The following is a 23614-nucleotide window of genomic DNA, read 5'->3' as shown; positions in this document are numbered from 1 at the left end:
ACTGTAGCTGGTTTACTTGAGGTTCTCATGCTTTTAATCAATCCCTTGCTTAGTGCAAAGAAGTAAGTCGTGGTAGCTTAAAAGACTAATCTTGTCTACAGAAAAAAAATTCAATCCTTGGAGTTATAAGCCTTGGTGGTGCCAACCCTGGTCAATCCTATTGACCGGAGGGGGCATCATCTTAAGTATCTGGGTAGTTTTCAAAACCCTCTGGATAACACTACTCGTTGCTATGCCAATTCTGCTTTGGTGGACGTACTTTTTGCTGATCTGGCCTGAGCTAATCAAGATTAGTGCTATGAGTGAGGGGAACCAGTCAATATTGCGCAATGATTAATACATAAAACTTAATGCTGACCTTCCCCATAGACCATAGGGTAATCATTGCTGCCTAGAATGTTTCAGGGGAATTTATTCATTATAGAAGTAAATCATTAACCAGCCCGTAAGTCAAGCGCTACAATCTGTAATCAATGGGCTGATTTTGGCACTTCCTTTGTTGGCACATCACTCCTTCAAAGAAAGCTGTGCTAATGTTAACCCGGTTCCATCAGGCTATCTTTAGCAGCAAAGAGTTTCATGGACAATCCGGCGGCAACGCTCCACTGCCCAAACCATCAATGTCAGGCTCCCAATCCCCAGACCAACAAGTTCTGCCAAAAATGTCGCACGCCGCTGCTCAGACGATACTTGTGGGCTATTGGGTCAGGCATAAAAGCCGCTCAACCGGGAGAAGTTATTGCTAAGCGCTACCTCCTGATTCATTCTCGTGTTCTTTTAGATACTCAACCAGCAGTACCACCAGAGACCCCACTAGAGATTCCTCAAACCATAACCCCATACTTGAGACTGGTTTCCTATGGATTACACCTGCCTCAAGTGTATGGTCTGCTAACACCTCAGCCAAGGTATAATAAAGAGATTTGGTTACTCGAAGGAGTACCAATTCAGGCAACAGGGAACATTAATACTCTTGGACAACTGTCACCAGAACTCACTAGCGTCTGGAAAGATGCCTCACCAGTACGCCAACTCAACTGGCTGCAGCAATGGGCTTCACTGTGGCAACCTTTGAGCCGAGAAGGGGTAGCGTCTAGCTTACTGAAATCAAACCTGGTGCGGGTGGAAGGAGCCTTGCTAAGGTTGTTGGAATTGCCACCTGATCAAACGCCAGCACCAACATTAAAACAGCTGGGTCAGCTGTGGTCACAACTGATTGAGGGGGCTTCCCCTGTTATTAGAGAGTTTTGCCAACAACTCTGTTCCCAACTGACAAAAGGACAGATACAGACATCAGAGCAGCTGTTAGCATTACTGGCGAAAGGGTTGTTTGAATGCCGTCGATTGCAATCTAGAACCTATAAGACTCTCACTCGTACCGATACCGGTCCGGGTCGTAGCCACAATGAAGACGCTTGCTACCCTCCTAGTGGTAAGCTAATTAGCTCTTCAAGAGGTAAGGAAGCTTTGGCAATGGTTTGCGATGGCATTGGTGGACAAGCAGGTGGTGAAATTGCCTCCCAACTGGCGATTGACACTCTCCGACAACAGCTCAAACAACTGCCAGCTAAACTGAAGGTGTGGAACCCAACCACTCTAACCCTGGAATTGGAAAAAGCTGTCTGTGCTGCCAATGACTCCATTAGCCAACGCAATGATCATGAGAACCGATTTGATCGGCAGCGTATGGGAACAACCTTGGTCATGGCTAGAACCCATGCCCATGAAATATACATTACCCATGTCGGGGATAGCAGAATCTATTGGGTGAGTCGCCATGGTTGTCACCAAGTTACTCTAGATGATGATTTAGCGTCTCGAGAGGTGCGGCTTGGATATACCCTTTACCGACATGCTCTACAACAACCAACATCTGGTGCCCTAGTGCAGGCTTTAGGCATGGGTTCATCAACCACACTGCACCCGACTGTACAGCGCTTGGTGTTGGATGAAGATTGTGTTTTTCTGCTGTGTTCTGATGGTCTTAGTGACAATGACCGAGTCGAGCAGTACTGGCAAACAGAAATCCTGCCCATTCTCGACGGTCAAATTGATTTGAAGAAAGCAGCAGAACGAATCATTGAGCTTGCTAATACCAAAAACGGACACGACAATGTCACGGTGGCGTTGATTTACTGTCAAGTCACACCAAGCCAGCCTTCCTTGCCAATCCAACTATCACCGCCACAGCTAGAATCCCTTCCCACTCTCGAGACCAACAAGACTCTAATGTTAAACGTTAAGAGTGATCAGCAACCCGCTTCTACTGATGAACAAAAAACAGCGTTGCTCACACTTAACCTCATGGAAGAGGGGGACGCCTCTGGTGACCAAAATCCTAATTATTCAGCTTCAACCTCTCCTGAGAAGACTGGGAGACTTTTGTTGGGCATATTCGTGCTGTTGGTGTTAGGGGGGGTAGTCGTTTATCTGTTGAGTCCAGTGTTGAGTCCAAAGGCGAGTGGACAGATAAATCGCTTCCTGAGTGGGGTTTTGAGTCTCGGTAAGGAGCAAGAAATAACCCGTTCTAAAACCCCTACACAGAGTCCAGAAACTAAACCTCTCCCACCACAAACCCCTGACTCCGGGACCCCTCCTAAGCCAGCTACCTTAATTAAAAACCAAGATATTATTAGAACAGTGGGTCAAACTGTACAACTTTTGGTTAACCCTGAAAAGCAATCAATCCTTGGGAGAGTTCCTGCTGGTAGCATTTTGCAGGTTATTGCCAGAAAAAGGTATCCTCAGGAAGAGACTTGGTGGATTAAATTAAGAGTTTGCTCACCCGGAACCAACAAAACTGATATTCCATCGGATATTCCATCGGATCAAATGTCTAGCTCCCCCAAAGTTGGATCATCCTCAGTACCATTAAACTCTAAGCAGACTGAACCCTCTGCTACCTTGGTATCACAGGGAGAGTTTGGGTGGATAAGAGAAAAGGAGATTTTACCTATGATGGATCGTGATTTTACACCAACCCCAACACACGCCAGTCAATGTCAGACAAAGACGCCTCCGTCTAGTACCCCTAGACCTACTGAATCTCCCTAAGTCTTGAGAAATTAGTTATTAGCTGATCGCTTTTAATTTTTAGATCACCATTGATTCTGACTAACCACTCAACTCCTCAACTCAGAACTGGAAACTAATGATGTCCTACTAATGACCAATTCCTCATTATTGATAGCACCAATACCACCCAAGAATCGATAGACTGATCAAAACATCGGTATATTCCCTATAATGATGAACCTTTAATGTCTGGTATCGAAAATCCTTGCCTCAGTTTAGCGATCGCTCGTCTATCTGCCGCTGGCAGAGAAAACCTGGCTATCTGGGTGCTGAAAGCTCCTTACCCAGGGGGTATGGTTCATCATGATTCTACTTGGTCTGAATACATGACTCAGTCCTGGCTGGCTTGGCAGGAAATGTTTTCCCCATTTTCAAACCATGTGCCGATTAGTGCTCATCACAACCAGTATCCCACCACTTTGCCCTCAGAGAATCAAAACGGTGCTACAGGTCCGGAGATTAGCTATAGTGGTCGTTTGATGCAAGGTTTGGGCATTGACCTCTGGCAGTGGCTGTTTCAAGGCTCAATTCGCAATGCCCTCGAAAGAAGTCAAGGCATTGCCTTGGGACAAAATAAACCCCTTCGCTTGCGCTTGGAACTTCGGGCTCCAGATTTCATTCCCCTCCCCTGGGAAATTATGCAACCCATGGCGGGTAAACAGGCAATTTCCCTCTCTCAGCAAATCCTGTTTAGCCGCACCACTAGTGATGTAGACGCCCTCGAACCCCCGGGCTCCCACCAGGCTCTCAATATTTTGTTAGTTCTAGGAGAGAAGGTTCAAAAATTTAATGGTTCGACTACCAATTTGAAGCTGGAAAAAGAAGCGGCTACCTTGGTAAATGCCCTTCAAGCTGGTAGAGCCGCTCAAACTTCTAGGAACCAATCCGTTCCACCAGTTACCTGCAACGTCTCAAAACTCATACAACCGACACCAGCCGAACTGATTAAAGCACTGGAAACCGGTGCCTATAACATCCTCTTCTATGCCGGTCATGGTGAAAGCGCACCAGACGGAGGTTTGCTATTTTTACGCTCGGATGCGAAAATTAGTGGTACGGAATTGGCTCAGGTTCTGGTTCGCACCCAGGTTACCTTAGCTGTATTCAATGCCTGTTGGAGTGCCAAACCTGACCAAGTGAATTCCCAAACCATTCCCCGTAGTAGTTTAGCTGAGGTGCTCATTCACCACGGTGTTCCAGCTGTTTTAGGGATGCGGGACTCCATTGCTGACCAAGAAGCTCTAAGTTTTATTAAAGCATTCGCCCAAGCCTTGGCGGAGCGGATGCCCATAGACCATGCTGTAGCTGTAGCCAGACAGCACCTGTTGACCCTTTACAAGTTCAACCAACCAGCCTGGACCTTGCCTATCCTTTATATGCATCCTCAGTTTGAAGGGGAATTAATCCAACCGGTGGGAGAAGGAATTACAGAACTGCCCACCATCACCTCAAGCTGGGTTGAAAGTCCGCCCCCAACGGCATCTTTGCGTTCGATTGGAAAAACCGATCAGGTCTGGCCGATTCGAGGTGGAGTGATGCGAGTGGGACGCCTACAATCTCACAACGATTTGGTGATTCCCGAAGTTTGTGTTAGTAAGCAACATGCTGAAATTATCTGCCGTGATGCTTTCACTGACCAAGGCTCGGATCCAACTTACTTCTTGAAGGATTTTTCTCGTAATGGGACGAGAATATTAATCGATAATGGTTGGAAAACTGTTCATCATCAGGAAGTTAAGCTAAGGTCTGGTATTCAGCTTAAGTTTGGTGGTCCTCGTGGTCAGATCTTCGAGTTTATTATTGACTACCCAGAATCTTGAGTCGGACTATCCTCGTGCCGAGGATAAAGTGCAGCTTATGCTGTTAACTATGCTGTTACCAATGGAAGTTTCACGCTAAACACTGCTTAGAGTCAAATGGCAACTAGTGGCTGTATACCTAAGAGCTTCTCTGAATAGCTCACATATATCACACATAAGTTGAGTTGGAAAGTGGTGTTGCCATGGGAATTAAACAAAACTGAGAAGTCCAGATTATTTTTTCAGCTGTTGCGGAACTTCCTCAAAAATTGATGTAGCTATTTTATGTCAGGTTTCATCTACTAACCCAAACAGGAGGGGCATTATGAACAGCCAAGCTATTCAACATCAAGAACATCAACAATCATATTTTGAGGATACTTCGGTTCAAATCCAAGAAGAACTACTAGAATTACTATTACAGCCAGAAGAGGAGTTTTATCCTTGGGATCCAACTCATCCAGAAGCAGAAGCTTATTTTGCTGAGCTAGAAGCAGGTTTTTCCCTGGACGAAATCCAAGATCACCAGGAAATTGCTCAGGAATCTCTTGCCTTTTTTCAGCGACTAAATCAGTGTTGGGAATTACCGCTCGAATCCAGCATCGAATCAACCATCGAATCCAACATCGAATCTACCATTGACTCGTTGAAGGCAGCTTTAGCTAGCGGATGTGCTTCTTGCATGCCTTCAGAATGGCTCGAAGCGATCGCTTCGAAAGCTCAGGAGGTTGTCCACAAGAACTTGTCCTTAGCAGAGCAACTTGTGCTTTGTGTCAAGCCATTGTTACAAAACTGGACAGAAGACGATCTATTGGTGTTAGCTCGTCCGTGGGCTTACGCCATGCGCAGTAGCTCAGACTCCATGAATGTCAGTGGTTCAGTTAAATCTGAACAGTGGCACTCTTTGTCTTCTATCCAACAAGTCCGCCTAAGCCTAGAAGTAGCTCATTCGGCTCTAATCGAACTAAACAATCACACTAGTAACTAATCATCTCACTAATCATCTCACTAATCATCTCACTAATCATCTTAATTAATTAGTATCGTAATTAGTGATTAGCTTAATTCGTAATTAGTGATTAGCTTAATTACTGATTAGTCATTAGCACCAAGCTGGGTTTGAACCGAAAAACCGTTTTCTGGTTCTGTCTTTGCCTACATTAATTATAATCGGGACATGATAGTTATCCCAAGTTGCATTGATATGTAGCACCATTTCCTCCCATCTGCTCATGTGTGGTTTCTACCGTCTACCCAATCCAGAATGCACTTTTATAGCGGTTTTCAGGTTTTTATTCCGATCGAATACAGCTGGTGATTGCAGTGGGAATTTCCCAGAGCCTAACGTGTATTCTACTGAGCTGGAAACCGCTATAAATTTTTAGTCTACTCAACTGACAATCGAAGTCAAGGTAGCGCAACTTGGTATTGCCATCAATGTATTGCGTATTGCCATCAATACACCGAACCAATTCTGACCTTGACACCAGACTACAGGGTACTCGGTAACAGTGGTAGTAACAGAGTGACAAAATAATACACCAAAGGGGCAGTGAACACATAGCTGTCTGTTCGGTCTAAAATGCCACCATGACCAGGAATTAATTGCCCGGAATCCTTGACACCAGCATCCCGTTTCATTAAGGACTCAGTTAAGTCTCCTAAGAGGCTAGCTACACCAATGATTACTCCGAGCATCATACCACTCAACTGCCAGCACGGCCAATTCAGATACCAAGCTCCTACTATTCCTACAGCAATACTACTGACAAGGCCAAATATAGCGCCTTCCACAGTTTTTTTAGGACTGATCATAGAAAGGCGAGTGCGACCAAAAAATTTGCCGAAGGTGTAAGCTCCGATATCTGCTGCCCAAATACAGCTAAATGCTAGGAGAGTTGTACTTAACCCAGCAGGTAGGTGACTCAGATTAATCGAAAAATTAGACCAGTATCCACTGCTGGGTAGGTTCGTAGCGGCCACTGTAGCATCTCTAGCTAGGGAGGACGTTTCAGTCAAACCCACTCGCAGACGGACCCAATAGCCGGGCAGATAACCACCATAGAGTAAACCCAATATGGAAGCCCCAATATCCGCAATGGTTGCTATCTTGGGTTGGAAGAGTAAGTAAAAGCAAATAAATGTTCCAGCAATGGGAAACACGGCATCGGTCAGGGTTGGTGAAATGGTAGCTGTAATTAGTAGTAGCTGAGACACAAACATGGTGCTTTTGGTTGCTGGCACCATCCCTTTTGCTTTTACTAGTTGAAAAAGTTCTAACTGGCCTAAATAGACAATGACACAGAAGCCGATGGTAAAATACCATCCCCCAAGTAAGATCATCCCCATCGCCAGGGCGATCGCAACTATTCCACTAAAAATCCGTAACCAGGGCATATGACGTTTTTTTTTGACACTCCTGTTCTCACACAAGAACAGGTTATTTATATTATTATTGTTAATTTTGTTGAATGGGTCTATTCCTTACTCTAACTTCTCTCCACTAAGAATAAAAATGGGGTTAACTGCTGCAAATGTTTGATAATTACCCCGTGTCTCTAGGCGATTGACGGCTGACTGAACGACTTCGATATTGCGAGCCTGTAACTCTGCTAAGCCTTCTGAGATGGCATAGAGTCCTTCTAGATTGTTAGTGGTTGCTACTATCCTCCCTGGAGATTGTAGGTAGGGCCAGACTTCTTTGAGTAGAGTTTTGATTGGTCGTCCTCCTTCAAGGCAAACTCGGTGGGGTTTCAATGGTAGATCTTTGAGACATTCTGGGGCGTTACCTTCGATGACTTCTACGTTGGTGACATTAAAGCGATCGCAATTGTGTCGAATCAGGTTGGCTACTTCTTCATCCCGTTCAACGGCAATAATCTCACTTTTGGGACACAGTAGTCCAATTTCTACAGGAATGGTACCGGTTCCAGCACCGATGTCCCACAACCGGTCTTGGCTTCCTAGTCGTAGAGCAGAAATGATCAGCAGCCTGACTTCTCGCTTACTTAAGGGAATACCGGGTAGGCGTTCAAAGAGGTGATCTGGGATTCCAGGAGTAATGTACGGCCAAATTGGGGATGACATTTGTGGTATTTAGGTTTCGGGGTATTTTTTTTCCTTTAGTTATTTTGATTTATTAAACTAACCACTTCAGGTATATAACACATAAATAGTATTATAAATACAGCGATTCGTTACCTGTTAGGCTATTTTTTTAAGTTTAATCGCATCAAAGGATTACTGTGTCTAGTTTTGATAGTTTTAGAATTTATTTTTTATCATAAATAGGAGCTCAATTTTATTACAAATTAGCATCCCTTTGTCCAGAATAACCATAAATATTTACAAAGATTATAGCCTTGATCATACTTATGAGGTACATTCAATTTTATTCCTATTAAGGGAAATCCCCAATACCTCTTTGCAGCGCTACTCCCGACTCCCGACTCCCTACTCCCTACTCCCTACTCCCTACTCCCTACTCCCTATTCCCATTAAGCCAGGACGAGGTACCTCACCTAATTAGTCAATAATCACGTTTATGGTTTGGAGGCTGGGGTCGCTACAACCGGTAATTTGACCACCTAAGGTTAGAATTTTTTGGAGGTATTCAATAGTAGTTGATTTGATTTGTTCTCCTGGCATTAGGGCTGGTATTCCTGGTGGATAGGGACAGATTAATTCGGCACTGATCCGGTTGATGGTTTCGGTTACCGGTAGGGTTTCGGTGGCAGCAAAGAAGGCTTCACGGGGGGAGAGTAAGGGTTGCAGGTTACAGGTTGCAGGGTGCAGGTTACAGAAGGCAGGTTGCTTAGTGGAGGAATTGTCATGATTTTGGGCAACTTTGGTGAAAGCTTGTACAAGTTGCTGAATATCGGTTTGGGTATTGCCTAGGCTAATGATAAAGGTTAAGTGGTGAAGTGTGGGTAACTCCGCTGTGACACCGAGCTGTTGATGAAGAATTTCATCGGCTTCAAATCCGCTTAATCCTAATTGGGTCACTCTTACGGTTAAGCGAGTTGGGTCTAGGGCTTGGAATCTTAGGGGTTTTATCAGTTCTAAAACTGATAATCCAGGAATTTGGCTGATTTTACTTCTGGCATCCTGGGCTAGCTGCAAGGTACGACTCATCAGTCGTTCTCCATGGAGTGCCATTTGTTGTCGTGCGGCATCTAGGGAAGCGAGTAGTAAATAACTGGGACTGGTGGATTGAACTAGCTGTAATGCTTTACTCAAGCGCTGAGCATCAATTCGATTGCCCTGAATGTGCAACATCGATGCCTGTGTCATGGCACCGAGTACTTTATGAGTTGATTGTACGGTTAAATCGGCTCCAGCTGATAGGGCATCCAGGGGTAAATCGGGATGGAAGGCAAAGTGAGGTCCATGGGCTTCATCCACCAGTAGGGGAATATTATGTTGGTGAACTATTTTTGCGATCGCTTTTATGTCACCACAGATTCCTTGATAGGTTGGATAGACCATCATCACCGCTTTGGTGTCCGGATGTTCAGTCAGGGCTTGGTTTACTGCAGTTGGGGTTATGCTATAAACCAAGTCAGTTGATGGGTCGTATTCGGGGTTAATAAAGATGGGGATAGCACCACACAAGACTAATCCTGCGATCGCGGATTGGTGGATATTACGCGGTAATAGGATTTTCTCCCCGGTATAGCAGGTGGCTACTATAGCAGCCATCACCCCACAAGTAGAACCGTTGACTAGGAACCAAGTTTTGCTTGCACCAAAGGCGGCTGCTGCTAGGTCTTGGGCTTCTTGGATTACCCCTTCTGGAGCAAACAAATTATCTAACTCGGGTAATTCTGGCAAATCAGCCCTAAATACTGATTTTCCTAGCAAATCCGCTAATGGCTCTGGTATTCCCTTGCCTTGTTTGTGCCCTGGTGCATAAAAGGCTGCATGGGGCTTCTGGGCTGATGCCCGCAGAGCGTCTAATAAAGGTGTCTTTTCCTGAGAAGGTGGTCGATTATTCACAAATTTTTCCCCATGGCTCTAGCATATCGAAAATTGAGCCAATTTTAAACCTTTGTGAGGGGAGCGGGGATTAAAAACCAGTGCGCTAGGGGAATCGCAAAAAGCTATATCCTTGATCAGACTATCAAGGAATTGGTCAGTTAATATCTAAACTATTACTGACTCACTATAAATTCGGTTTATTGCTAGTAACAAATAATCAAATACTAGTCCACACACTGCTAGATACGGGCATGGATAAATTGCTTGCTGATTGATAACCAGGATATCGATAATTTTTAATTTATATCATCTCCGAAAGTTCGGATAACTGATAGATATGACGTTTCAGATCACTTTAAAATCAGAGATAGTCTCAATCCATACCCTTGCTCCACAATGTAGGGGATTATCAGGACGATACATTACTCTACATGGTCCATTGACTTCCACGGTATGACCATAAGTGTTTTTAGACCCTCGTTTTACGGTAATCACAGGGTTGCGCTCTCCGGTCTTGAGATTTTGGCGAATCACTTTCTGGTTAACGTGAATCACCGCAGGAGTGTAATTTGTACGCTTTGACCAGTTCCGCTTTGGTCCGCGAGTGCCGGGAGTGACCACTGGCATGCCATCAAACAGAGGAATCACCCAAGTTCTACCCACTTTATAGGCTCCTTTGACTCTGCCTTTGCCCAGAAGGTAACGGACGCGAGTGGCGGAAACACCTAGTAAATTGGCGGCTTGTGCAGTGGAAATCATCATGGCGGCTTAACCATTGCGTTTACTATACTGTTTAATATAGCATAATTTTATTTAAAATGCAAGTTTTTTTAAAAAACTATTGCATTTCAGCAATGTAAAATACTATAAGTGCTGTAAATAGGGTAAGTGTGGGGAGGTGGGAAGAAAGTGCTAGGTATGAATGGAACTGGAGTACAGAAAAACTATTGCACGCTCTGCAATAGATTGAGTTAGTGGTTGTTCAAGGCTTGATACTGATGACTGATATGGGAAAAATGCGATGCTCAGTACGAGCCGCTACGCGAACACAGTATCTTGTTAGAGAATGGAACTTGGAGAAATAAGAACTATTGCACTGTCGCAATCGACTGATTCCGTAGGTGATCAAACCTTGGTCTGTTCGACTCAAGTGAAAAAAAATACCAATTAACGTAGGGTGGGCAAAGCCATATAATCATTAATACTCATTGGAACCAAACTGTTTTTGCCCACCCGACAAGCTTGCTGCTTACTCTTCAAATTCTAAATTCTAAATTCTAAATTCTAAATTCTAAATTCCCGATTCCCTGTTCAAGACTAATCGGATTCAGGACTAACGACCAAATTCTAATCGTACCATCCTCCCCACCACTAACGATAGTGTTCCCATCTGGGCTAATAGCAACTGACCAAACCCAGCCATCATGTCCAGAGAGAGTGCGCAGCAATTGTCTACTGTCTACATCCCACAGCTTGATAGTTTTATCACTGCCAGCACTAGCGATAGTTTTGCCATCGGCACTAATCGCAATGGATAGAATTGGTGCGGAGTGACTTTCGAGAATAGCTAATTCTTCGCCACTGTTAATATCCCACAACTTGACGGTTTTATCAACACTAGCAACTAGGATATTGCTATCTTCACTAATGGCAATATCAGAAATCTGACCAGGTTGTTTTGATATAGTTTGCCGCAATTCTAGGGTGGACAAATCCCAAATCTTGATAGAACGATCTGACCCGCCACTGGCACTAACCAAATGTTTTCCATCGGGACTAATGGCAACAGCAGTAACCCAGTCGGAATGATCGGTAATGGTGCCTAAACTTTTGCCAGTGAGGACATCCCACACCATAACGGTCTTGTCAGGAGAGCCACTCACTAGGATTTTGCCATCGGGACTAATTGCTATTGATCTGACTATACCCGTATGTCCTTTCAAGGTACGAGGTGGTGCTCCAGTTTCTAGATTCCAGATATTAATTTGTCTTTCTGTTGCGGCAGCGAGACGTTTACCATCAGCACTGATTACTAGAGCACTGGGGGTTCTGGTAAACCCTTTGATCGTCCTCTGTAGCCTAGCATCCCTGAGATTCCAAAACTTGATGGTTTTGTCTTTACTGCTACTAATTAGAGTTTGGCTATCTGGACTAATGGTGAGAGAATTAACATCTGACCGATGACCTGAAATTACTTGAGTCAGCTGAGCCTCTTGCCAAGACTGGGCTAGCAATGGTTGTTGAGAATAAGAGCGTCCTATGGTTACCGGATAGACTATCCCTGTAGCCATAGTTAAGATAACCGTAGTGCTAGATATAGCCAACAGCGGGATTAATCTTTTACTAAACATCTGTTGGATTTTCATCACTCCTTCACCCTGCTAACGCTAATCCATCACCACGGGGTTCAGATGCGGCTACCAAAACCCCTGACTGACGCCAGATTACTTGACCTTTACCAAAATTTATGCTATCTGCCATAACCTGAATGTCATGACCCATCTCAGCTAGCTCCAGAGCAATATGACGGGGTACACTCTGTTCCAACAGGACTTGTGACCCATCCACAAATCGCCATCTGGGAGCATCTAGAGCAGCTTGAGGATTCATCCGGTAATCTGCCAGATTAACCACTACCTGTACATGTCCCTGAGGCTGCATGGGGCCTCCCATAACTCCAAATGGCCCTAGAGGTTGACCATTTTGAGTCAGAAAACCGGGAATAATGGTATGATATGACCGCTTACCTGGTGCAACTTGATTAGGATGACCGGATTCTAGGGTAAACCCATTGGCTCGATTTTGCAAGGCAATCCCAGTGCCAGGAATAACAATCCCGCTCCCAAAGCCTTCAAAGTTGGATTGGATAAAGGATACCATTAGTTCCCCATCTGCTGCTGCTAGATAAACTGTCCCACCTTTGGGTAAACCGGGTTTTGCTAACGCGATCGCTTCTTCCCCAATTAACTTCCGGCGTTCTGTTGCATACCCATGGTCTAATAGCTTTTCGATTGGGACTTCCATAAACCGAGGGTCAGTGATATGGCGGTGAACATCAGCAAACGCTAGCTTCATGGCTTCGATTTGTAGATGGTAGCTTTGCGCTGATTCACGGGGATAGTGGCTCAAGTCAAAACCTTCGATTATATTCAATGCCATTAACGCCGCCATCCCTTGGGTGTTGGGGGGAATTTCCCATACGGTCAGGTCACGATAGTTACTTGAAATCGGGTCTACCCACTCAGCTTGGTGAGTAGCTAGGTCAACTTTGGTCAGCACGCCACCAGTATTAGCCGCAAAGTTTGCGATCGCATCAGCAATTTCCCCTTGATAAAAGCTCTCACCACCACTGTTTGCGATCGCTTTCAAGGTCTTAGCATGATCGTTACTCCCCCATACCTCCCCAGCTACTGGTGCGCGCTGGTTAGGGAAAAATACCTGTTTAAATGGTTCAAACTCTGGTTCAATCAAGGGGAGGTACAGAGCTTCCGCTTGTTTCCAAGCTCTTGCTGTGACTGGGGAGACCGGAAATCCGGCTTCGGCGTATCGAATCGCTGGGGCAAACAGTTGCTCAAAAGGTAGCTTTCCCCACCGTTGCCATAAACTACGCCATGCTGATACCGCTCCTGGCACTGTTACCGATAACCAGCCGATAGCAGGAATTTGACTCATGCCAGCAAAATGCTCAAGGGTCAGGTGTTGAGGGCTTTTGCCAGAGCCATTGATACCATGGAGTGACCCATCCCATACTAAAGCAAAGGCATCAGAACCGATACCATTGCAGGTAGGCTCAACCACTGTCAATGCGATCGCTGTGGCTATAGCAGCATCTACAGCATTGCCTCCAGCCCAAAACATTTCCATACCAGCTAGGGTGGCTAGGGATTGGCTGGTGGCTACGGCAAATCGATTACCCATGACTACCCCTCGTCTTGATGGGTAGGGATAATGGGTTAAGTTACCCTTGAGCATAATTTTCGATTATCAAATGTTCTGTAGTTATTTGTAAGCATTCAGCTATCAGCTATCAGCTATCAGCTAATGGGCTACGCGCACGCTACTAGATCGGTGCTTTTGAATAAGCGATGCAGCGCGGTCTTGGGGAGGCAGCGCGGTCTTGGGGAGGCAGCGCGGTCTTGGGGGTCTCCCCCATGAGCGACTGCCGTGGTTTCCCCCATGAGTAACTGCCGTGGTTTCCCCCATGAGCGACTGCATCGAGACAACAGGTCAACATTCGAATAATGCTGAGTTATGTCATAGGCTTGAAGCCTGTGCCACAAAGCTGTTCGCGCAGCGTGAGCCTTTAGCTCACGGCTGACGGCTGACTGCTGAATGCTTACAGTTATTTTATAGAGAAGCTGCATAACCCCTAAGCTTGAGTACTAAGTAACTAATGAGGCTTCCTTCTACTTAGTTGTTTGACCTATGAATAGATTCAAGTTAGGAGTTAGGCTAAAGTGCTACTACCAAAATATCCGGGAACGTGAGAGCCTCCCTTTTTTAAAGGGGGGATGAAACAGACGCGACGGGTTTTAACCCGCCGTGTCCCTCTATTTTGGTTAGGGCAATCGGACTATCAGGATGCTGCTTTTCAAAGTTAGTTACCCTAATTATTACTCTATCTGTTTTAATTTTATTGTTGCGTTATAGACGTAAATTTACGATAATTATAATAGGAGGAAAAGACATGTACAAGACAGTTCCGCTAAGAGCTAATTTTACGGATGAGGAGCAAGCTTTTTGGGTGTTCCAATGTATGCAGGCCAATAGCTTGTGGAATTGTGCTATCTATTATTCTAAACAAAAGCATTATACTTGGTTGGAGCGACAACCGGAAGCCTTCTCAACTTACTGGCAAGGAGATCTTCTTCGGTACGGCTGGAAAACCTATAAGTGCAGTATTAGATATGCAGAACTTTGCAAAGAATTAAAAAATCACCCTCACTACAAGGCTATGGCTGCTCAGTCAGCTCAACAAACCCTCAAGACTGTTGCAGAATCGATTACTAGTTACAATCAACTGGTAAGCCTTTATTACAAGGGGAATGTTGATAGACCAAAACTACTTAGGTACCGAAAAAAAGGTGGTTTAGCTGCTGTCACTTTTCCCAGACAAGCTTTAACTTATAAAAACGGCTTATTTTACCCGTCTATCAGCAAAGAGACCAAGCCTGAATTGCTCACAGAGATAGCCTTAGAGCCGCCGGATTTTATTGACCCAGATTGGGTAAAAGAGGTGACTATTCGTCCGTACCTTGGGCAATTATGGATTGATTGGGTAATTGATGACGGGAAAGAACCAATATCTGACAACCAAAACCTTGACTATTCCCAGGCTTGGAGTTTTGACCACGGTGGTGACAACTGGCTGACCGGCGTTTCAACCCACGGGAAAAGCTTGATTATTGATGGTCGCAAGCTCAAGTCAATGAATCAGGGGTACTGCCGCTTAGTTGCAAAGTACAAAGAAGGTAAACCTGATTTTTACTGGGATTCCAATCTTGATTCGCCGAAGGCGACGCTACGCGAACGCGTCCAACGGAAACGCAACAACCAAATGCGAGACGTGATCAACAAAGCTGCCCGTTTCATTATCAATCGGTGCCTGAATGATTCGGCAAAGCCGACGCTACGCGAACGGATTGGAAATCTAATTATTGGGTGGAACGAAGGACAAAAAAGTCGTTCCAATATGGGGAAACGAGGTAACCAGAACTTTGTTGTCATTCCCACCAAAAGACTAATCGAACGTCTGAAACAACTTTGTCCTGAATATGGAATCAAATTAACAATTACTGAGGAAGCATACACCAGTAAAGCGTCTTACCTTGACGATGATCCATTACCAAAATATGGTGAAAAACCCAACGGATGGAAACCGTCAGGATGTCGGGTGAGGCGAGGTTTGTACAAAGCTTCTTTTGGGGACCTGATCAATGCCGACTGCAATGGGGCAGCCAACATTGCCAGGAAAGTAGCCAGACAGCTAAGTCTTGACTTAACCAAGCTGGGTAGGGGAGCCTTGACACTCCCACACCGGTATGATATTTTAAACTCTCTGAAAAAATCATACCGGAAAAGATGTGAAGAGGTGCGGTTTCAACCCGCCTCGTAACAACCTTTTAGAATCCCCCGTGTTTCAACCGGGGGAGATGTCAAAAGCTAGGGGAAAGAATCAATGCCTACTAACAACTCAGGTATCAAACCGTTTTCGACATCTATTTATTTAAAAGACCGCCAAGGTGATAGGGGGATCGAGCCTGTTTTTCAGTCTAATTCTAGATTAGAGGGTTTCATGGCACATTTAGTCCAGTCTGAGCCAGACAGGAGCGAAGCCGAGTGGGCTGCTTGCTTCTTATATCAGTTAAGAGAAGCATCTGGTATTTACCGGATTTTATCCATTACTAATCCTCCCATAGTGCTGATTAGAGCTTATCTCCTATTGTTAACGTTATGTGATCAGCTCTTATTCAATTACCTACAGTTTGTTTGCTGGTCTGCAGCTCAATCGATCGCCCATCAGTTGAGTAAATCCCCTAATCTTGCGTTACATTATCCTGTGGAAGAATGTTTCATCATTGCTAGTGAAGCAGCCAGCAAGCCCGCTAAACTCCTCAGAGGATTTAAGTTTTATCCTAAGTCTTCTATCAATGCCTATGCTTTCAATGCCCTCAAGCGAATTATTAGAAATCAAGTTGCCAAGGAACTCAGGTTAAAATCTATCAAGTTTTCTGATTATGGCTTGTTGCGATATTTGGATAAAACCGAGCTTGAGCAAGCACTTAACGACTATGGCATCACTAATCAATATTTAAACTATTATCGTCTGGCTTGGCAATCCTTTAAAGACTACTTTAACGAGATGTATCCCCCCAGCAGCAATGGAAAGACTCGCTATTATTACCCAATTAAATTCCTAAACCAGCAACAGCTTAACCAAATTGGTACTCGTTACAACCAGCAGTTAAATCGGTTAAATAAAATCGTGAGCTCTGAGTTCCAAAGTGATGAGTTTCACAGGAATAAAGTCAAAAAAAGTGATTCAGATTGGTCAAGACAAGTCCTAATTTACTCAGCCTTCAGCCCTCAGCTAATGGGCTACGCGCACGCTACGCGAACAGCACTCAGCCCTCAGCACATTGAAGAAATGCTAGCCATTTGCATCCAAGCGGTGCGGATGTCTCAACACAGAAATTCAGTATCCTTAGATGAGTATGGGGAAATTACTGATATAGCATCTAATCCTTTGGAGATGGTAATCCAAGAAGAAGAAAGGGATGAATTGACTCAAGTCAGGACTATTATATTGAAGGAATTTGCCACTTTAGATCAGCTAGCTCAAAAATCCCTAAGACTTTGGCTTGGTCTAGGCATCAATCAACAAGATTTTATCGAGCTTTTCGGGTTTAAAAAGCAATATCAAGTGGCTCGCCAGTTTCAACGTTATCTTAAACGGATTTTGAAGGCAGTTGTCATCTTTTATTTTCAGGATGCTATGAGCACAACTCTCACCTCCAAAGACATCAAGCAGCGCCTTAATAAAACAACTCAAACTAACTATATTAATAACTATCTAAAAGCTTACCTAAGTGCTGATAGTAAAGAATTATTTGCTCAAATTATTTATAAAATTTATGATGAAATTGTTGATAAACTAATCACGACAAAGCTTAGCCAGATAGCAAAAAAACAACTAATTATAAACCAGAAAAATTTAATTGAATTAATTCAACCAAAATTTGAGGTATTGATTGAGAAAGATTTTGCTATAGAACTGATTAAATTCAGATCAGCTAAGCCAGCGATCGCTAAATTTATTGAGCGGTGGATCCAGCAAAATCAGGCACTACTAGAGCAATCCCAATCAGGAAACAGGCAAAAGCAATGTAGGCAAAGTAAAACTTGAAACGTGAAACTTCAAAACACCAAATATCCCAAATACCAATTAACGATTAACCAAAAAGGAGATGAGTCAATGAAATTACGTTTAGAGGATTTAGCTTGCCTACACCCAGACCAAGTGTTGATAGAATTCTCCCCAGAAGAACGAGAACAAGCATGGCAACAAACCCAAGCTCAAGGTTATTCTAACCAAGCTGCTCGTTGGCGAGCGTATCTGAATTGTCTCTGTCTAAATACGTTTTTAAGCTATCTGGACACAGAACCAAATTTAACAAAACCAAATTTAACAGGAGCAAATTTACTAGAAACAGCACTAGACAAAGCACTAAACAAACCACTAGATACACCACTAAACAAACCATTAGTATGGCCAGATTTGGGGGATTTACCAAGTTTCTGGGAGGTAGTGAATGGTACAGCTGTTGAGCTAAACCAGACGCGATTGGTATTAATTCCTAGTGAAGAAATCAAGTTTACAGCGTTGCGAGTACCGCGAGAGTGGGTTGATATTCCTGAGTGGGCTAGTCATTATTATGTGGCGATGCAACTGAATTTAGAAGAATGCTGGTTACAGGTGTCGGGATACACAACTTATCAACAGTTACGTGATCATGGTAACTATGACATCATCGATGAAACCTACGCTGTGGATGCAGTAGATTTAATTGAAGATTTGAATGTGATGTGGGTAACGGAGGAACTTACTCCCAGTCCCAAACTGACAGTAAAGCCCATGGCAAGATTATCCTCTGATGAAGCAACAACCTTAATCAAGCAATTGAGCCAGGAAACTCCTTACTCTCCGAGGCTAGATATTCCTTTTGCTAAGTGGCAGGCACTGGTATCAAATTCTAAATGGCGCAAGGAATTATATCAACAACGTTCCCTAGTTTACTCTCGTAAGCCATCTATAAACTTACTCTCATGGCTGGATAATTTCCTGGAGGCTGCTTGGCAAACTGTTGAGGAAATTCGAGCAGGTAATGGTGAACCTACTCTAAGATTAGCTTACCGGTCTCAACAGACTGGTTTGAAGGATAGTTTGAATGGTAATTCTTCAGCATCTTCCCCCTTTTCCGAAAATATCCCTGAAGCTGTGACCGCAATTATTAAACTATTAAAGACCAATAGCAGTAAACAAACTAACTTACCCGCTATAGAATTATTGGGTGAAATTGCTCATGGTAGCTTAGACGCGATCGCATTACTGGCTGACATGATCAATACTACTGAAGATCATGACTTACGTCGCCAAGCCGCTGTCAGTTTAGGAAAACTTGACCCAAATCATCCCCAAGCTGGGATTAGGCGAGTGAAGATAATTGATTTAGAAATGCAACTGAATGGGAGCCAAGTAGCATTTATGGTTACTCTCATACCTGAAGCAGATGGAGGAATTAATGTTCACTTACGGGTGTATCCTACTAATGGTAAATATCTAAAAACTAATCTCCAATTGCTCGTACTTGATCAGCAGGGAGAAATTTTCTTGTCGGCTCAGTCGAGAAGTGCTGATAATTGGATCCAATTAGAGTTTAATGGCGAAAGGGGGGATAGGTTTATGGTAAAACTGGTACTGGGAGATGCCAGCTTTTCCAAAGAGTTTGTCTTGTAACTTATCTTGGGTTGTTCCCGTAGCGTGGCCTTTTGGCCAAGGTTGTGAGGTTGTGAGGTTGTGAGGTTGTGAGGTTGTAAGGTTGTGAGGTTGTTTGCCTTTGCCGTTCGGTGTAGGGTAGGTTGTCTGTCAGAATGCAGAATGCAGAATGCAGAATGCAGAATGTAGAATGTAGAATGTAGAATGCAGAATGCAGAATGCAGAATTCCCAATTCTAAATTATAAATTCTACATTCTTAATTCAAAAATGTAGAATTCCCAATTCTAAATTATAAATTCTACATTCTTAATTCAAAAATGTTGTTCGCCTTTGGCGTTCCCGTAGGGTAGGGTGAGTGATTTGTCACCTATGTTCGGTTGAATGTTTTTATATAGCGTTTCTCATACTTATCAGGTAGAGTCAATTTTCTTACCCCGACTCCCGACTCCCGTTCCCCTCCTGGGAGGGGTTAGGGGTGGGTTCCGACTCCCGTTCCCCTCCTGGGAGGGGTTAGGGGTGGGTTCCGACTCCCGACTCCCGTTCCCCTCCTGGGAGGGGTTAGGGGTGGGTTCCGACTCCCGTTCCCCTCCTGGGAGGGGTTAGGGGTGGGTTCCGACTCCCGTTCCCCTCCTGGGAGGGGTTAGGGGTGGGTTCCGACTCCCGACTCCCATTAACCCAGGACTTTATCTCCAACCAAATTGATAAATTATATTAATAAATTCAAGGCTAGCGGATGAAAAATGACGAACTTAGTGACATTAAAAATAGTTGATGGTGACTTTGAACAAGGGTTTAGAGTCATCCTAAAAATTGGGATTGATCCCAATGAAAATAATTTAATGGCTAGAGAAATTGATGGTTGGTTACCACCAGCACCTCAGATTAACCAATTGTGTGACAGTTGGCTCTTAAGCTATCGTGCTCAAGGGAGAATCAAAATTCATCGGAAACTGATAGCTCCCCCAGAACAAATAACCAACTATTCAGTTATCAACTCAGCTCAGGATTTACAAGAGGCGATCAATAATTGGCTAAATTCAAGCGATAGAAAGTTTCAACGCTTCCGGGATCAAGTGTTAAAAGCTTTATCGAGCCATGGCAAGATTCGGTTTATTATTCAAACTAATAATATCAAACTTTGGCAACTGCCTTGGCATCTATGGGATGTTTTGTCCGATTGTGATATTGAGGTTAATTTCAGTACTTCAGAATTTCCAGTATCCTCAAAACCAATCGACCAATCTAGAAATAGAGTCAGAATATTGGCAATTCTTGGCGATGACACCGGGATTAATATCCAGAAGGATTTAGCATTACTCCAGCAGGAATTACCGAATGCAGAAATTGTCCCCTTAATCAGTCCCCAAAAAAAACAATTAAGCCAGGAATTATGGGATAAAATGTGGGATATATTGTTTTTTGCTGGTCATAGTTTTACCCAGAGAAAGAATTGCCAAGGACGGTTTTACATCAATCAGGATGAAAGCATCACCATTGAGGAGTTAAAGTATGGTCTAACCAATGCGATTAAGAATGGTTTAAAGTTGGCTATTTTTAATTCCTGTGATGGGTTAGGATTAGCAGCAGAATTGGTTAGTTTACCAATCTCGACAACCCTGGTAATGCGGGAACGGGTGCCAGATGAGGTAGCTCAGAAGTTTTTGAGGTATTTTCTCAACGCATTTGCCACAAAGAAAAAATCCATATCGGATTCAGTGTCGGAAACCCGGAAAAGATTGCAGGAGGAGGTAGAAGATAACTATCCCTGTGCCAGTTGGTTACCAGTGATATTCCAGAATCCTGCTCTGGAACCGCCAACTTGGCTAGACTTGATCCCAAATCCCGACCCTACTCCTCCAATCCCCCAGAATCCTAAACTCCCAAGGGTTTTACTGGTAAGTTTGATTGTCACTATCGCAGTGATCACAATGCGATCGCTTGGGCTGTTACAAGGATCAGAATTACATGCTTTCGACCATCTGATCAGTCTGCGACCACCTGAAAAGCGGGATGAGCGGGTTTTAGTAATTGCGGTGGATGAACCAGATATTCAGTATCAGGAAAAGATGGGTTGGTCGAGGAAAGGGTCATTATCGGATACGGCCCTGGCACAACTGTTGCGAAAACTCAACCGTTATCAACCGCGAGTGATTGGCTTAGATATTTATCATGACTTTGAGTTTGAACCTAACTTAGCGACTCAATTGAAGCAAAATCCCCGTTTCATTGCAGTGTGCAAAATGAAAAGTATTGATCACCCTGGTATCGCTTCACCACCTGGTATGACATCACAACAGATCGGCTTTAGTGATTTCCCTCGTGACCCAGATCATATTATCCGTCGCCAACTTCTAGGGATGAGCTATCCGGATAATTGTAATACTCCTTACTCTCTAAGTTTACAAGTGGCTCTGAATTACCTAGCCCAAGAGGGAATCCCGCCGATGAAGAGAAATTCAGCAGGGGATGTAGAAATCGGTGATGTGGTGTTTCGGAAATTCGCACACAATGCTGGTGGGTATCAGTTAAAGCCAGATCATGCAATGGGATATCAGATACTCCTTAATTATCGTGCCAAGAATCCCAAACAAGTTAATCTCCAAGACTTACTCAAGGGTCAACTCGACTCCGAACTGCCGGATTTAGTCAAAAATAAGATTGTCTTGATTGGGGTTGGTAAAGATTTAAAGGATGTACACCAGACTCCCTATACTAAAGGGCCATGGTCTGACAAAATACCTGGGGTTATGCTTCAAGCTCAGATGAGTAGTCAGATTATTAGTGCTGTTTTGAAGCAACGGCCCTTGCTCTGGTGGTTGCCACAGTGGTTGGAAGTGCTTTGGATTGGTAGTTGGTCTTTGGTGGGAGGCCTATTAGTTTGGCGTTTACATTCCCCATCCTACTTGGGAGTTGCTGTTTTTGTTGGTATCAGCCTCTTATCTGGAGTCTGTTATGGTCTCTTACTCCAAGGGGGATGGATACCCTTTATACCATCAGCGTTGGCCTTAGTGGCAACCAGTGGCTCAATCGTAGTTTATTGTTATTCATCTAGCTCAAGTTATAGCGCTGCGCCCAGGGAATAGGGCAGGACTTACGCACAGATTCCATGGGTAGGGTGGACAAAACCTTGCCCACCCTACAGGTAGCGTTAAATTGAGGGATTTGCGTAAGTCCTATAGGGAATAGTGTAGGCAGGGTGGGAGGTGTGGGGAGGGTGGGAGGTGTGGATAGTGGGGGGAGTGAGGTTAATGGTATAAACAGGATGAATAGGGGGGGAGTGCTTGAGACAGATTCACCAAGCTGGGCTTTGCGCGTTGGTAGGCACTGCAAGGGCTGTTTATTATGGGTCTTTTTGGAGATCTTCACACCGGGATTGAGCTTTGCTCACGCTACGCGAACGCGTACGGCGATAACGCCCAGAATGGGTATCTAGCAAGAGATACACTGTCTCATACTATCAGACAAAAAGTGCATGAAGTTTAAGCTATGGCCATCGCACAAAGTGAACAGCCTACCCCACACCTCACCCCACACCCCACACCCCACACCCCACACCCCACACCCCAGGCACTGCCCACCTTAGGATGAATGACAATGGTGCTGATTTGACACTCCCCGCCCTGGAAGGACGGGGATTCTTGATTCAACGAGATGACTTGTTCAACCAGGCCGGAGCCTGGAAAAATAGAGGTCTCCTCTCCCCAAGCGTAGAGGGTCTATGACCCAGGTTTCGGTGTGCCCCACCGTACCTTGTCTTGATGCAATAGCGAGTGGGGGAAACCCCCAAGACCGTAATGGTGCGTTTTCCGCATTAAGAATTAAATTCGCCACGGGTCGCACCTCTGCATCGCTTTTTTTTTATATAGATAGATAGATACTTTTTTAATCTAATTTTTTTCATAGACGTTTAAGTCGTTGTCTTGATGCAATAGCGAGTGGGGGAAACCACGGCAGTCGCTCATGGGGGAGACCACGGCAGTCGCTCATGGGGGAAACCCCCAAGACCGCGCTGCCTCCCCAAGACCGCGCTGCCTCCCCAAGACCGCGCTGCATCGCTAGACCAAATTACGCAATATGCATCTGATACATATTTTTTACGTTGCCTACTTATTTTTAGATAGTATTTATCTAGCTTTTTAGTTTTTTATTTATAATATAATCATAACACGCTCTGTGAAAACTGTCAAGTTTTAGCTTAAAAATAAAGCCGTCCTATAAGGACGGGGCTTTAAACCCAATTTTTTCGGTAATTTTTTATCGAGA

18 protein-coding genes are annotated in these 23614 nt (G+C 44.3%); 10 read left to right on the top strand and 8 right to left on the bottom strand.

Translation table 11 applies throughout. The features are described 5' to 3' along the window. Positions 1 to 91: 91 nt before the first annotated feature. The 4 genes from F6J90_RS12850 (at position 92) to F6J90_RS12835 (ending at position 5862) form a co-directional block, all read left to right on the top strand. Positions 92 to 337 carry a DUF6737 family protein gene (locus tag F6J90_RS12850; protein ID WP_293093695.1) on the top strand — a complete coding sequence of 82 codons (246 nt, stop codon included), beginning with the start codon at positions 92 to 94 and terminating at the stop codon, positions 335 to 337. A gap of 242 nt (positions 338 to 579) precedes the next feature. After that, complete coding sequence (locus F6J90_RS12845) at positions 580 to 3054, top strand: protein phosphatase 2C domain-containing protein (RefSeq protein WP_293093692.1); 2475 nt, start codon at positions 580 to 582, stop codon at positions 3052 to 3054. A 206-nt stretch (positions 3055 to 3260) separates the two neighbouring features. Continuing rightward, a complete protein-coding gene (locus F6J90_RS12840) occupies positions 3261 to 4895 on the top strand; it encodes a CHAT domain-containing protein (RefSeq protein ID WP_293093690.1) in 1635 nt (544 codons plus the stop codon). A 304-nt stretch (positions 4896 to 5199) separates the two neighbouring features. After that, positions 5200 to 5862 carry a hypothetical protein gene (locus tag F6J90_RS12835; protein ID WP_293093688.1) on the top strand — a complete coding sequence of 221 codons (663 nt, stop codon included), beginning with the start codon at positions 5200 to 5202 and terminating at the stop codon, positions 5860 to 5862. Positions 5863 to 5976: 114 nt separating this feature from the next. On the opposite strand, the gene F6J90_RS12830 is transcribed toward F6J90_RS12835, so the two are convergent. The 3 genes from F6J90_RS12830 to cbiT all read right to left on the bottom strand — a co-directional run bounded on the left by F6J90_RS12830 (position 5977) and on the right by cbiT (position 7961). Next, positions 5977 to 6108 carry a hypothetical protein gene (locus tag F6J90_RS12830; protein ID WP_293093685.1) on the bottom strand — a complete coding sequence of 44 codons (132 nt, stop codon included), beginning with the start codon at positions 6106 to 6108 and terminating at the stop codon, positions 5977 to 5979. Positions 6109 to 6365: 257 nt separating this feature from the next. Then, a complete protein-coding gene (locus F6J90_RS12825; protein WP_293093683.1) occupies positions 6366 to 7271 on the bottom strand; it encodes a phosphatidate cytidylyltransferase in 906 nt (301 codons plus the stop codon). 87 nt (positions 7272 to 7358) lie between these two features. Further along, the gene (cbiT, locus tag F6J90_RS12820) at positions 7359 to 7961 is read right to left on the bottom strand and encodes a precorrin-6Y C5,15-methyltransferase subunit CbiT (protein WP_075897007.1); all 603 of its coding nucleotides are present in this window, start codon (positions 7959 to 7961) and stop codon (positions 7359 to 7361) included. Between the two features lie 235 nt (positions 7962 to 8196). Here cbiT and F6J90_RS12815 point away from each other — a divergent pair, with 235 nt between their 5' ends. After that, on the top strand, positions 8197 to 8403 hold the full coding sequence (locus F6J90_RS12815; protein WP_293093680.1) for a hypothetical protein: 207 nt from the start codon (positions 8197 to 8199) through the stop codon (positions 8401 to 8403). On the opposite strand, the gene F6J90_RS12810 is transcribed toward F6J90_RS12815, so the two are convergent. The 5 genes from F6J90_RS12810 to F6J90_RS12790 all read right to left on the bottom strand — a co-directional run bounded on the left by F6J90_RS12810 (position 8400) and on the right by F6J90_RS12790 (position 14218). After that, a complete protein-coding gene (locus F6J90_RS12810) occupies positions 8400 to 9872 on the bottom strand; it encodes an aminotransferase class I/II-fold pyridoxal phosphate-dependent enzyme (protein WP_293093677.1) in 1473 nt (490 codons plus the stop codon). The two genes, F6J90_RS12815 and F6J90_RS12810, sit on opposite strands and share 4 nt — an antisense overlap. Positions 9873 to 10199: 327 nt before the next feature. Next, entirely contained in the window at positions 10200 to 10616 is a 417-nt protein-coding gene (locus F6J90_RS12805) for a helix-turn-helix domain-containing protein (protein ID WP_293093675.1), read from the bottom strand. Positions 10617 to 11131: 515 nt separating this feature from the next. Next, the gene (locus F6J90_RS12800; RefSeq protein WP_293093673.1) at positions 11132 to 12220 is read right to left on the bottom strand and encodes a WD40 repeat domain-containing protein; all 1089 of its coding nucleotides are present in this window, start codon (positions 12218 to 12220) and stop codon (positions 11132 to 11134) included. A gap of 7 nt (positions 12221 to 12227) precedes the next feature. Then, a complete protein-coding gene (locus F6J90_RS12795; protein ID WP_293093671.1) occupies positions 12228 to 13826 on the bottom strand; it encodes a gamma-glutamyltransferase family protein in 1599 nt (532 codons plus the stop codon). Positions 13827 to 13900: 74 nt separating this feature from the next. Then, entirely contained in the window at positions 13901 to 14218 is a 318-nt protein-coding gene (locus F6J90_RS12790; RefSeq protein WP_293093668.1) for a hypothetical protein, read from the bottom strand. A 323-nt stretch (positions 14219 to 14541) separates the two neighbouring features. On the opposite strand from F6J90_RS12790, the gene F6J90_RS12785 reads away from it, so the two are divergent. The 5 genes from F6J90_RS12785 to F6J90_RS12765 all read left to right on the top strand — a co-directional run bounded on the left by F6J90_RS12785 (position 14542) and on the right by F6J90_RS12765 (position 22434). Continuing rightward, positions 14542 to 15969 (top strand): transposase, encoded by a 1428-nt coding sequence (locus F6J90_RS12785; RefSeq protein WP_293093666.1) that lies wholly within the window; start codon positions 14542 to 14544, stop codon positions 15967 to 15969. 63 nt (positions 15970 to 16032) lie between these two features. Then, positions 16033 to 17760, top strand: a complete 1728-nt coding sequence (locus tag F6J90_RS12780) for a hypothetical protein (protein WP_293093664.1) — start codon at positions 16033 to 16035, stop codon at positions 17758 to 17760. A gap of 3 nt (positions 17761 to 17763) precedes the next feature. Further along, positions 17764 to 19371 carry a DUF1822 family protein gene (locus F6J90_RS12775; protein ID WP_293093662.1) on the top strand — a complete coding sequence of 536 codons (1608 nt, stop codon included), beginning with the start codon at positions 17764 to 17766 and terminating at the stop codon, positions 19369 to 19371. Positions 19372 to 19732: 361 nt separating this feature from the next. Further along, positions 19733 to 19954, top strand: a complete 222-nt coding sequence (locus tag F6J90_RS12770; protein ID WP_293093659.1) for a hypothetical protein — start codon at positions 19733 to 19735, stop codon at positions 19952 to 19954. A 137-nt stretch (positions 19955 to 20091) separates the two neighbouring features. After that, positions 20092 to 22434 (top strand): CHASE2 domain-containing protein, encoded by a 2343-nt coding sequence (locus tag F6J90_RS12765; RefSeq protein WP_293093656.1) that lies wholly within the window; start codon positions 20092 to 20094, stop codon positions 22432 to 22434. The last annotated feature ends 1180 nt before the right edge of the window (positions 22435 to 23614 follow it).

It is taken from the genome of Moorena sp. SIOASIH (assembly GCF_010671925.1).
Taxonomy (GTDB): domain Bacteria; phylum Cyanobacteriota; class Cyanobacteriia; order Cyanobacteriales; family Coleofasciculaceae; genus Moorena.
Note: the sequence above shows the minus strand (reverse complement) of the source record. Positions and strands in the feature narration are given on the sequence as shown.

Excerpts from the sequence above, each read along its gene's own strand:
- F6J90_RS12780 (WP_293093664.1), top strand. The coding sequence starts at position 16,033 with ATGCCTACTAACAACTCAGGTATCAAACCGTTTTCGACATCTATTTAT.
- F6J90_RS12830 (WP_293093685.1), bottom strand. The coding sequence starts at position 6,108 with ATGAGCAGATGGGAGGAAATGGTGCTACATATCAATGCAACTTGGGAT.
- F6J90_RS12835 (WP_293093688.1), top strand. The coding sequence starts at position 5,200 with ATGAACAGCCAAGCTATTCAACATCAAGAACATCAACAATCATATTTT.
- F6J90_RS12790 (WP_293093668.1), bottom strand. The coding sequence starts at position 14,218 with ATGCAGCTTCTCTATAAAATAACTGTAAGCATTCAGCAGTCAGCCGTC.
- F6J90_RS12795 (WP_293093671.1), bottom strand. The coding sequence starts at position 13,826 with ATGCTCAAGGGTAACTTAACCCATTATCCCTACCCATCAAGACGAGGG.
- F6J90_RS12840 (WP_293093690.1), top strand. The coding sequence starts at position 3,261 with ATGTCTGGTATCGAAAATCCTTGCCTCAGTTTAGCGATCGCTCGTCTA.
- F6J90_RS12765 (WP_293093656.1), top strand. The coding sequence starts at position 20,092 with ATGACGAACTTAGTGACATTAAAAATAGTTGATGGTGACTTTGAACAA.
- F6J90_RS12825 (WP_293093683.1), bottom strand. The coding sequence starts at position 7,271 with ATGCCCTGGTTACGGATTTTTAGTGGAATAGTTGCGATCGCCCTGGCG.
- F6J90_RS12770 (WP_293093659.1), top strand. The coding sequence starts at position 19,733 with ATGTTTTTATATAGCGTTTCTCATACTTATCAGGTAGAGTCAATTTTC.
- F6J90_RS12805 (WP_293093675.1), bottom strand. The coding sequence starts at position 10,616 with ATGATGATTTCCACTGCACAAGCCGCCAATTTACTAGGTGTTTCCGCC.
- F6J90_RS12785 (WP_293093666.1), top strand. The coding sequence starts at position 14,542 with ATGTACAAGACAGTTCCGCTAAGAGCTAATTTTACGGATGAGGAGCAA.
- F6J90_RS12800 (WP_293093673.1), bottom strand. The coding sequence starts at position 12,220 with ATGAAAATCCAACAGATGTTTAGTAAAAGATTAATCCCGCTGTTGGCT.
- cbiT (WP_075897007.1), bottom strand. The coding sequence starts at position 7,961 with ATGTCATCCCCAATTTGGCCGTACATTACTCCTGGAATCCCAGATCAC.
- F6J90_RS12845 (WP_293093692.1), top strand. The coding sequence starts at position 580 with ATGGACAATCCGGCGGCAACGCTCCACTGCCCAAACCATCAATGTCAG.